The 9,992-nt window shown below is 64.5% G+C and carries 12 protein-coding genes; 5 read left to right on the plus strand and 7 right to left on the minus strand.

Annotated features, from left to right (window positions below; all coding sequences use genetic code 11):
- A partial coding sequence (locus A3728_RS10490) for a hypothetical protein (protein ID WP_150120728.1) occupies positions 1-1,301 on the minus strand: 1,301 nt, incomplete at its 3' end.
- A gap of 89 nt (positions 1,302-1,390) precedes the next feature.
- Between A3728_RS10490 and flgF the strand changes: the two genes are divergently transcribed.
- The 5 genes from flgF (at position 1,391) to A3728_RS10515 (ending at position 4,980) form a co-directional block, all read left to right on the plus strand.
- A complete protein-coding gene (gene flgF, locus A3728_RS10495) occupies positions 1,391-2,134 on the plus strand; it encodes a flagellar basal-body rod protein FlgF (RefSeq protein ID WP_067923181.1) in 744 nt (247 codons plus the stop codon).
- A 25-nt stretch (positions 2,135-2,159) separates the two neighbouring features.
- Entirely contained in the window at positions 2,160-2,945 is a 786-nt protein-coding gene (gene flgG / locus A3728_RS10500; protein WP_067923183.1) for a flagellar basal-body rod protein FlgG, read from the plus strand.
- Positions 2,945-3,610 carry a flagellar basal body P-ring formation chaperone FlgA gene (flgA, locus tag A3728_RS10505; RefSeq protein WP_067923186.1) on the plus strand — a complete coding sequence of 222 codons (666 nt, stop codon included), beginning with the start codon at positions 2,945-2,947 and terminating at the stop codon, positions 3,608-3,610. The genes flgG and flgA overlap by 1 nt, the downstream gene beginning before the upstream one ends.
- The gene (locus A3728_RS10510; RefSeq protein ID WP_067923189.1) at positions 3,607-4,380 is read left to right on the plus strand and encodes a flagellar basal body L-ring protein FlgH; all 774 of its coding nucleotides are present in this window, start codon (positions 3,607-3,609) and stop codon (positions 4,378-4,380) included. The genes flgA and A3728_RS10510 overlap by 4 nt, the downstream gene beginning before the upstream one ends.
- Before the next feature lie 81 nt (positions 4,381-4,461).
- The gene (locus tag A3728_RS10515; protein ID WP_150120729.1) at positions 4,462-4,980 is read left to right on the plus strand and encodes a hypothetical protein; all 519 of its coding nucleotides are present in this window, start codon (positions 4,462-4,464) and stop codon (positions 4,978-4,980) included.
- An 18-nt stretch (positions 4,981-4,998) separates the two neighbouring features.
- Here the strand turns inward: A3728_RS10515 and A3728_RS10520 are convergent, their stop codons facing one another.
- From A3728_RS10520 to A3728_RS23085, 6 genes are all read right to left on the minus strand, one after another.
- Complete coding sequence (locus A3728_RS10520; RefSeq protein WP_067923195.1) at positions 4,999-5,670, minus strand: flagellar hook assembly protein FlgD; 672 nt, start codon at positions 5,668-5,670, stop codon at positions 4,999-5,001.
- Between the two features lie 11 nt (positions 5,671-5,681).
- A complete protein-coding gene (locus A3728_RS10525) occupies positions 5,682-6,905 on the minus strand; it encodes a flagellar hook-length control protein FliK (protein ID WP_082851035.1) in 1,224 nt (407 codons plus the stop codon).
- Between the two features lie 55 nt (positions 6,906-6,960).
- Positions 6,961-7,578 carry a hypothetical protein gene (locus tag A3728_RS10530; protein ID WP_150120730.1) on the minus strand — a complete coding sequence of 206 codons (618 nt, stop codon included), beginning with the start codon at positions 7,576-7,578 and terminating at the stop codon, positions 6,961-6,963.
- A 369-nt stretch (positions 7,579-7,947) separates the two neighbouring features.
- A complete protein-coding gene (locus A3728_RS10535) occupies positions 7,948-8,871 on the minus strand; it encodes a flagellar motor protein MotB (protein WP_067923204.1) in 924 nt (307 codons plus the stop codon).
- A 51-nt stretch (positions 8,872-8,922) separates the two neighbouring features.
- Entirely contained in the window at positions 8,923-9,363 is a 441-nt protein-coding gene (locus A3728_RS10540) for a MucR family transcriptional regulator (RefSeq protein ID WP_082851036.1), read from the minus strand.
- Between the two features lie 193 nt (positions 9,364-9,556).
- A partial coding sequence (locus tag A3728_RS23085; protein WP_161489584.1) for a hypothetical protein occupies positions 9,557-9,992 on the minus strand: 436 nt, incomplete at its 5' end.

Below are 9,992 nucleotides of genomic sequence, written 5' to 3' on the forward strand. Positions count from 1 at the left end.
ACCGCACCATCCGCCTGCCCGCCCGCCAGCAGGGCGCGCGCCTCGCCCAGCCAAAGGTCGCGCAGATAGGCGGGGTCGGTTTCGAACATCTCCAGTTCCTGCGCCGCAATCGCCAGTTCCCGCAGGTTGCGGAACTCTCGCGCGGCGGCGCTGGTGATTCCCGCCGCCAGCAGGGTGCGCGGCAGGGGAACGGCCCCCTGAACGAAGGCGCGCTCGAACCGCCAGCGCGCTTCGATCACCGCATGCCCCTCCAGAAAAGAATCAAGATCGATCTGGCCGACCTCACCGGCTGCGTAATAATCCCGCAGGATTTTCCCCACCCGCTGGCGCACCGCCTCGGCCCCCTCGGGCGACTCGATTTCCAGCAGCAGCCGGTCCAATGCGGAAAGGGCGGTTAGCCTGTCGCCTGCTTCCAGCGCGTAGTCTGCAAGCAGTTCGAACCCTTCCTGCGCCACCGCATCCCCGCTCCAGGCCCAGCGGGCCTGATCGAGCAGTTTGACCGCATCGCTCAGCGGCAATGTATCCGTGCGCCGCCCCAGCCGGACCAGCGCGATCCGCGCGCGATGGGCATCGACGTTCCGCCCCCGTGCCGCCTTTACGTAGCCGTCAAAGGCCAGCAACAGCTCGCCCCGCTCTTCCGCCGCTCGCGCGAGCAGGTAGCGATAGGTTGCGCCGTTGCGCAGTTCCGCATGATCGTCGAACAAGGCTGCCAGAAAGGACGCCGCATCCCAATCGCCCGCATCGAGCGCGCCGGAAAGCAGGTCGGGCAAGACCGCAACCCGTAGCGCCGGTGACAGCCCGTCCAACGCGGCTGGCATCCGGGGCAGAAGATCGCGCAGGGCGTCGACATTGCCCAACCGGGCAAAAGCCGCCGCCCTTAATGCCGCCCCCTGCCCCCAGCCTTGGGAGCGTGAGACCGCCTGTTCCAACCCCTCCGGCCCGCCCAGCAGGTCGAGCGCCAGGGCGATCGTGCGATAGCGCCGTTCCTCTTCAGGGGTAAGCGTCCCGGGTTCCAGCGCCGCGAGATAGGTCGCCGCTTCCGGCAACAGCAGATGTGTCAGGTGCAATTCCGCGAGCGCAAGGTCGGTGGCCGCCTCCTCCGGCGCCATGTCGAAGGGGGAGGCCGCGATGACCCCGTCCACGATGGCGCGCCGCTGTAACAGGAAGTCACCCTGCCCCAGAACAACGAAGTTCAGGGTCGCGAACGGCCCCTCCTCCTGTGCCCGCAAAGGGGGTGGCAGGAACAGCACAAGAGACAGGGCAAGGCAAAGTATCTTTAGCATGACAAGAAAGAAAGACACAATTTCCTTGCTTTTGTCCAGTTTATATTTCAATGTATCCTTGCAATCCATGTTTATACTTGCATCGCATAAGGACAGGAGCACGGCGCATGACGGAAGCAAGCTACCTTGGCATGTCCCTTGCCGCGTCTTTGCAGCGCCAGCTCGACGTCACCTCCAACAATATCGCCAACGCGAACACCGCCGGGTACAAGGGCGAACACGTCGTCTTCGAAACCTTTGTCCAGCAAAACGCCGGCGCGGATCAGGATCCGGCCAATTTCGTGCGGGATCGCGGCTCCTACGTCGACATGCGGCCCGGCGCGTTGGTGCAGACAGGCAATCCGCTGGACCTCGCGCTCAACGGCGAAGGCTGGTTCAGCTATCGCACCGAAACCGGGCAGCGCGCCTTCGGCCGTGACGGCGGCTTTGCACTGGATACCGAAGGCAACCTGCGCACGCTTTCGGGCGCGCAGGTTCTCGACGAAGGCGGCGGCCCGATCGTACTGCCCACGCAGGGCCTGGGTGAGCTGACGATCGCCGAAGACGGGACGATCTCGGGCAGTGAAACCGGCCCGCTGGGCAAGGTCGGCATTTTCGACATTCCCGGCATCCAGAGCTATTCGCGCATCGGCGCGGGCATGTTCGTGGCACCCGCAGGGGCCCCCGCACCGGAGGCTTCCACCACCACGCAGGTCATGCAGGGCGCGCTCGAAGGCAGCAACGTGAACCCGATCCGCGAAATGACCCGCCTGATCGACGTGCAACGCGCCTATGAGCGCACCAACACCATGATGGGCAACGCCGACGGCCTGCAACGCGATGCGCTCAAGCGCATCGGACAGGCCGTGTGACCCGACCCGAGGAAGGATACCGAAGATGAAGGCACTCAGCATCGCGGCCACCGGCATGATGGCCCAGCAGACCAACGTCGATGTGATCTCCAACAACATCGCCAACGCCAATACCACCGCCTTCAAATCCAGCCGGGCGGCGTTTCAGGACCTGATTTACCAATCGATGCAGCGCGAAGGCGCGGCAACCTCCGCAGACGGCTCCGCCCGCCCCGTGGGTGTCGACATCGGCCTTGGCGTCCAGACGGCGGGCACCGTGCGGCTCAACACCCAGGGCGGCATGATCCTGACGGAGAACGAATTGAACGTCGCCATCGACGGCACCGGGTTCTTCACCGTGCAGATGCCCGATGGCACGCAGGCCTATACCCGCGACGGCACCTTCCAGCTTTCGGCGGAGGGGGAGCTTGTGACCATGCAGGGCTACCGGGTCGATCCCGGCATCGTCGTGCCGGAAAACACCAAATCCGTCGACATCAGCGAACAGGGCATCGTCACCGCTTTCGTCGAAAACGACCCAAACCCCGTGGAACTGGGCCAGCTCAGCCTCGCGACCTTCATCAACGAACCGGGCATGCGCGCGGTCGGCGACAACTTCCTGCTGGCCACCGAAGCCTCGGGGGAGGCGCAGGTGCTCAACCCCGGCGATCCCGGGGCCGGGCTGATCCACCAGGGTTTTCTGGAGGCGTCGAACGTCAACGTGATCCAGCAGATCACCGATCTCATCTCCGCGCAACGCGCCTATGAGATGAACTCCAAATCCATCGAGACGGCGGACCAGATGCTGTCCTCGGCCAATCAGGTCCGGTAATGCGCGTGCTCTCCCGACTCGCGGTCATCGCGTTTCTGCTGCTCGCCCCCACCCTCGGGCGTGCCGCGCCGATCGAGGAACTGGTCGAAGAACGCGCCCGCCTCGATTACGCGGACAGCCTGCCCGAGGCGGGCCATTTCGACATTTCCGTCAAGGACGCGCTCGAAGGCGAAGCCGTGCTGCTGGCGGATTTCTGGATGGATGTGCCCTCGGGCCGTTTCCTGGCCAATGCGGTGCTGGACACGGGCGAGGTGCAGCGCATCGGCGGGCTGGCGCTCGTCTCCGTCCCGGTGCCCGTCCCCGCCCGGCGGCTAATGCCCGATTCCATCATCAAGCAGGACGACCTGGTGATGAGCGCCCTGCCCGTGGGCCGCGTGGGCGCCTATGTGGTGACCGACCCGTCAGAGGTTGTGGGCAAACAGGTCCGCAGGCATCTGCCCGCAGGGCGCCCCATCCAGCAGCAATCGATCATTCGGCCGCTCCTCATCGACCGCGGCGAACGGGTCGATATCCATTTCAGCGACGGGCTGCTTGCCCTCGTGGCGCCGGGGCGGGCCCTCGATGACGCCCACGAAGGCCAGCTGGTCCGGATCGTGAACCTCATCAGCAACAAGACCGTCACCGGCATCGCAACGGCAGACGGCACGGTGGAGATTCCCAGATGACCCCCTCCCTCCCGCGCCGCGGGGCGCTCCTGCTGGCAGCGACGCTCGGTCTTGCGAGCTGCGGCGGCGCCCCTGACCCCTTCGACCGCGAACCCAATACCTCGAACCTCGTGGTCGACGGCAACCGCATACCGGAGGTCGCCCGCGTCAGCGTCCCCATGCCCCCCGCCATCATCGAACCGGTCCGCACCGGCAGCGCGCGGGCCTCGCTTTTCAGCCGTCAGGCAGAGGCGCTCTTCTCCGACCAGCGCGCCGACGACGTGGGCGATATCCTCACCGTCATCATCTCCATCGACGACCGGGCGCGGCTGCGCAATTCCACCGACCGCCAGCGCGAGGGCGGCAGCTCCATCGGCTTCCCGACCTTCTTCGGCTACGGCGCGAAGATCGCCGCGATCCTGCCCGGCATCAGCCGCGCGGATCTGCCGAGCGGCGACATCGTCGATATCAGCTCCCAGACCGAAGCCAGCGGTTCCGGCGCCATCAACCGGGGCGAACAGATCGACCTGAAGGTGGCCGCGCTGGTGATCGAAAAGCTGCCCAACGGCACGCTGGTTGTCGCCGGACGGCAGGAAATCAAGGTGAACCACGAATTGCGCGAACTGCGCATGGCCGGCATCGTCCGCCCTGCCGACATCCGCAACGACAACACCATCTCCTACGACAAGATCGCCGAGGCCCGCATCGCCTATGGCGGGCGTGGAACACTGTCGCGGCAGCAGGAACGCAGCTATGGCGAGGACGCTCTTGACGTAGTTCTGCCTTACTGAACCTTGGCCGTGCCACATTCTCAGACAATGATGGACACAATCGACCTTTAGGACAGGAGGAATCCTGACGAAAGGTCGATGATGAAAAAGGTCGCAATCGCATTCACGGTACTGCCGCTCGTTTTTGCGGGCGCAGGCTACGGCGCGGGCACCGTGCTGGCGCCTTCCCTCAGTGAAACCGCGACAAATAGCGAAGCCGCCAAGGCCAAACCCGGCGCGGAAAAGCACGCCGACGGTTACGGCGATGCAAAGGACGCCGTACAGGACCCGCGCGAGGACCGGACCATCGTGATGCTGGGTCAGGTCACCGTGCCTGTCGAAAAGGCGCGCAGCATATCCTACGTGGTGGCGGACTTCGCGCTCAAGATCACCGATCCGGTCATCGCCGCGGAATACAGCGATGCCGTGACCGCGATGCGGATTCGCGATTCGCTACTCGAAGAAATGCAGCGCACCGCCGAAGGCCCTGCCCTGCGCGGGGTGGCCATCGACAGCGACGCGCTGTCGCGCGATCTGCGCCAATCACTGCTGGCGGAATATCCGGGGATCGAAGACGTGCTGTTCGTCTCGCTCTTCAAACGGGATATCGCGCGGCTCTGACCCCCGCGCGCGGGCCGGTCAGCGTGCCGCGCGTATCGCAGCAGAGGAAACCGTTTCACCATTCGCCAGTTGAAGCTCCGCGCCCTTGCCGGTGAAATTCACCCGCTCGACCGCCGCCGTCGTCAGAACGGTCGCACCTACCGGCTCGCCTTCGCCATCGGTCGCCTCGATCTCCACCCGGAAGGTGCCGGGCGGCACGGCAAGGCCCACGCGGTCGCGCCGGTCCCACTCCACCGGGATCACCTCATCCGGCTGCGCGGGCAGGCCGGTCAGTTCACGCACCAGCGCCCCGTCGGCAGAGAATATGCGCATGTTCACCTTCTCCGCCCCCGCGTTCAGCTGATAGCTGAGCGGGAAATCCGTCTGCGTCATCCGCACCTGCGAAGACGGCACCAGAACCTCGCGCCCGATCAGTTGCAGATCCGACATCGCGCCGACGGTCGCCAGCGTTTCGGTGATCGTCTCGAGGTTGCTGTTCATCGCGATCCCCTGCTCCACCTGCGACAACTGCGCGAGCTGTGAAACGAACTGGGTGGAATCGACAGGTTTCAGCGGATCCTGGTTGGAGATCTGGGCCGTCAGCAGGGTCAGGAAATTGTCGTAGCTTTCCTTCAGCTTTTCGGTCGAAGCGGCGGCGCCGCTGGCCTTTGCGGTAGCGGCAAGGCCGCTGGCGGTGCTTGCGTCGATCATCGGGGTCCCTTTCAGGTCACTATGTCCAGCGTCGCGCCCGCCGTGGGCACATGGACGCGGGCAATCTCTTCGGTCTCTGCGGTTTCAGCCTCCGCCTGCGCTCCGGCGGCATTCTCCGCCCCGAACTCCTGCGCGCCGTTCCGGTCGCGTTCACCGAAGGTCTGGAAATCGAGGTCGGCGTTATCTGCAAGGATGCCCCGCGCCTGCAAGGCATCGAGCAACTGGTCCCGGTCCTGCCGCAGCGCCCCCAGGACAGAGGCGGATTCCGCCGCCATCGCGATCTGTACCCGGCCCGCTTCGTTGCGCAGCACCTCGATCTCGATCTCGCCCAGCCCATGCGGGGCGAGCGAGAAGCGGAACTTGTTGTCCTTCAGATCGACACTGCGGATCTGCTGGCTGACGTGGCGGCGCAACTGATCGTCCGCCGTCGTCGGAGCCTGTGCACCGGCGGCGACCGTCGCGGCCTGGGTTGCGCGGGCCAGGTCCGGGGGCAACTGTGCCTGAAGCGCCGTCACGGGGGGAAGCTCCCGGGGCGCGGCAGCATCGACCTGCGCGGCGAATGCCGGCGGGACGGTTGCTGAGGCGGCGGATGCGGCGGATGCTGCGGGGGTGGCGGGGCCATTCTGGACCGCTTGCGCGTTCTGCGGGGCCGCCCCCTGCTGCATCGGACCGGTCTGCGGCCCGGCTGCGTTCTCATTCAGATTGATGGGCCGCGCGCTGTTGCGCAACTCGGCCCGGGACACCGCGGGCACCTCACCCGAGGCAAGGCCAAGCTGCGCGGGATGCGGCAGGCTGCGCAACGCCGCCGTCATGCGTTCGGCAAGTGCGGGCGCAAGGGTATCGTCCGCCACGGCGATAACCGCGTCGAGATCGGCAAAGCTTTCCGCAGGCGCCTCTCCGAGTGCGGCGGCAAAGGCTTTCATCACCTTCTGCGGCGTGATCGCACCGCCTTCGTTTTCGAGCAGGCCAACGACATGTTCCATCAGCGCCACCAATCCCTCGGCGCTTTCGGGGTCGATCCCCTCGGGCAGGGTGGCTATCCCTTCAGCCACCCCATCGGTGGCGAGCGGGGCCATCAGCGGCGCCATCTTCGCGCCCTCAGCCGGAAACTGTCCCTGCATCAACATCGCGAATCCCGACGCGGCATCACCGCCCTGCGTCAGGGCATTTTCGGCCCCGGCCGGTTTGCTCTGGCCAGCGGCGGGTGTGGCCACCTGGAACGCCATGGGAGTCATATCGCTGCCCCTCTTTCCGACTGTCGCAGGCGCCCCCGACGAGGGCGCCGTCGTTTCAGGAAATACCGACGTTGCCGTGCGGCACGGGTACGCTGCGGCGGCCTTGGCGGCGGGCGGCCAGCGTCTTCAGACGCAGGGTCCACTGGCAAAAGGTCGGCGGCGCATCGAAGGAGGTCATCGCGGCCAGCGACAGCCCGGCGGTCCCCCGCCCCTGAAGCTCGCTCAGTTGCATGGGCAACACCTCGGCGCTGGGGCCGGCGGCGAAAATATCCGTGGTTGTCTCGGGGAGGGACCAATACTGGGCCAGCACACCGCTCAGCCCGGCCCGGAAAGCATCGGGCACCAGACCCAGCCGCGCCAGCTTCGGGCTCTGCGCCGCCCGGTGATAGGCCAGCCCCACGAGGTAGAGAACGTTGTCTTCATCCGCCAGCGGGAAAAGCCCGCGCCCGATGACCGACAGCAGGATCTCTCCCAATGCCTCGCCCACCGCGTGGGAAACATCCGTAAACGCCTCTGCACTGCGAATGATGACGACGGAACCGAAAGGCACATCGGCGTCGAGTTCTTCTGCAAGGATATCGCCCAGGGCCACACCGGGGATCAGTTCGATATCCTCAAGCATGGCATCCGCACCCGAAGAACGTCCGTCGAGTTCGAAGATGGAAGATTGCACCGGAACAAGCGCCCGGATCATGGATTTGAAAATCTGGTTGTCCGCTGCATTGGCTGGACGGCAGGCACCCTTCCAGATGCCACTAATAAGTGAATTCTCTGCATTTACTGCCTCGTTCCGGACATTCTGTCCTTGATTATATACGGGCTGTTTTTTGTTTTTTGCCCGCGCTCTGCTCTGTGTTTACCATGAGTAAAGAGGCGTTAACCATTGTCAACGTTACAGAGGCAAACGGCTTCGCTTCCTGCGGGAATTTTCGAAGTGAAGCCATTCCGCCACAGACCTGGCTCATTAAGTCACACATTTTTTCTCATTAACGGGCAAATGGATTTTGGCCGGTCAGCGGGCCGATTCCCCGCCGCGCGGCGATCAGGGCTCGTCGCGATAGACGAGTCGGATCGAAATACGCCGGTTCTCCGCCGCGAAAGGGTTGGCAAGGTTCGAGGGCTGCGTATCCGCCACGCCCGAAATACGCATGAACCGCGCGGGCGCGAGGCCCGCGTCCAGCAGGATCCGCCGCGTCGCATTGGCGCGGTCCGCCGAAAGCTCCCAGTTGGAATAGTCGCCCCGGCTGCCATAGCTCGTCGCATCCGTATGGCCGACGATCTCGATCCGCTGGGGCTGCGCCGCGATGACATCGCCGATGGCCAGCAGCAATTCGCGGGTCCGCGCGCTCACGTCGGAACTGCCCCGCGCGAAAAGCGATCGCGCGTCCTGGTCCAGCACTTCGACGACCAGCGCATCCGTGCTTTTCTGCAACCGCACGTTCTGCGCCAGATCCTTCAGCGTCGCATCCTCGTTGATGCGCTCGGCGATCTCCTCCGCGATGGCCTCGATCTCCTTCTGGCGCGCGTCGTCGATCCTCTCGACGGCATCCCCGCTGGGCAGATCCGTTTCCGGCCCGTCGGCATATTCCACAACCACATCGGAGGGCAGGTCGCGGAGCCGGCTGTCGAAAACCATCATCGGATTGTCGCGCCCGAAAGACGGCACATCGACACTGCCCGGCGGCCCGCTGGCCCCCGACATGATACCCGAAGTCGTGACCGGGCGCAGATCCGCCGCCCCTTCGGAGGGGGAATCCGAATCCGCCAGCGTGGGCGTGAAATAATTGGCCAGCCCGCGCAGCTGCTTTTCATCCGACGCGGCAACGATCCACAGCAGCAGAAAGAAAGCCATCATCGCCGTCATGAAGTCGGCATAGGCCACTTTCCAGCCGCCGCCGTGGTGGCCGTGATCACCATCGCTATCGTAGCGTTTGATGATGATGGGGATGTTTTTCTTGGTACTCACGGTCTGGATTCAGTCACGATCAAGCCCTCCGGCGCGTGGATGCTGGCCGGATCAGGAAATCTCGGTGCTCTTGGCCGGAGCTTCCCGTTCGTAACGGCCAAGGCCCGATTCCTTGGCATGTTCCGCCTTGCGCTTGCTGTAGCTCGGCGCGACCAGCGGAGCGTCCGCGGGCAGGCCGAACATGGCGCGGTATTCGGCTTCGTTCAGACCGTGTTCCGCACCGATGTGACGCTTGAGCATCTTGAAGCCCTTGCCGCAACACAGGCAAAAGATCGTGTCCTCGGTCATCGCCTGATCCACCTGCATCGCCGGGGTCTGGCGCGCGATGGTGGCGGGGGCCGGTTGCGCTTCCGCCGGGGCGGTGGCGCCCTGCAGGCGCGCGACAAGCGTCAGGATATCGTCGATGGACACATCCGACCGGCTGGCATAGCCCGCGGCGATCGTCGCAATTGCAGTATCGCTCAGGCTCTGATTGGGCATTGAATTAGGCATGAGGCAACTTTCTTTGGACTGTTAATCTTGCCTTCTGCAAGGGTGTAAGGATGAATTTGCAAACGCTCTTTGTCATGCAAGAAAAGAATCAACTACTCACCGCCCTGCCATAACATATTTCGGGCAGTTAGATAATCTATCTTTAAGGATACCCGGCTTTCGCAAGCAGACGCGGCAGTTTTGCAATGGTGTTTCATGGCTGATCCGCCCGCGCGATGGTGGCCGGCTTGTCCTGATAGGCCAGCGTCTGCGCCACGATCGAACTGAACAACCCCGTGACGCCCAGACCGGCAACCGCGACGAGCGGCAGGTAGATATTGCCCAGCAGACGTTTGCGCAGGCTCCGCTTCGGCGGCTCCGGAAGGTCCGGCAGATCGGGCAGCGGCGGCGGTTCCGTGGCCGCCGGTTCCAACTGCGTGCCGAATTCGACAAAGACGCCCTGCGGCATCACGGCGACGCGCACCTTGCGGCGGCCGCAGTTCTCGGCAAAGCCTGTCGGGAAAAGCTCGCAAGGAATATCAAGGATCAATCCATCCTCGGGCCGCCATTGTGCCGCCAGCACCTTGCGCGGGATATAGAAGGACGTGAAATCGTCCCGCAGGGCGATCTCCCGCACCAGTACGGGAATC

The organism is Sulfitobacter sp. HI0040 (genome assembly GCF_001634885.1).
Classification (GTDB): Bacteria; Pseudomonadota; Alphaproteobacteria; order Rhodobacterales; family Rhodobacteraceae; genus Sulfitobacter.

What these genes read in the sequence shown, in the direction of transcription:
- A3728_RS10520 (WP_067923195.1), bottom strand. Translation starts at nt 5,670, where the DNA reads ATGATCGACGCAAGCACCGCCAGCGGCCTTGCCGCTACCGCAAAGGCC.
- A3728_RS10540 (WP_082851036.1), bottom strand. Translation starts at nt 9,363, where the DNA reads ATGCCTAATTCAATGCCCAATCAGAGCCTGAGCGATACTGCAATTGCG.
- flgF (WP_067923181.1), top strand. Translation starts at nt 1,391, where the DNA reads ATGACGGAAGCAAGCTACCTTGGCATGTCCCTTGCCGCGTCTTTGCAG.
- A3728_RS10525 (WP_082851035.1), bottom strand. Translation starts at nt 6,905, where the DNA reads ATGACTCCCATGGCGTTCCAGGTGGCCACACCCGCCGCTGGCCAGAGC.
- flgG (WP_067923183.1), top strand. Translation starts at nt 2,160, where the DNA reads ATGAAGGCACTCAGCATCGCGGCCACCGGCATGATGGCCCAGCAGACC.
- A3728_RS10510 (WP_067923189.1), top strand. Translation starts at nt 3,607, where the DNA reads ATGACCCCCTCCCTCCCGCGCCGCGGGGCGCTCCTGCTGGCAGCGACG.
- A3728_RS10515 (WP_150120729.1), top strand. Translation starts at nt 4,462, where the DNA reads ATGAAAAAGGTCGCAATCGCATTCACGGTACTGCCGCTCGTTTTTGCG.
- flgA (WP_067923186.1), top strand. Translation starts at nt 2,945, where the DNA reads ATGCGCGTGCTCTCCCGACTCGCGGTCATCGCGTTTCTGCTGCTCGCC.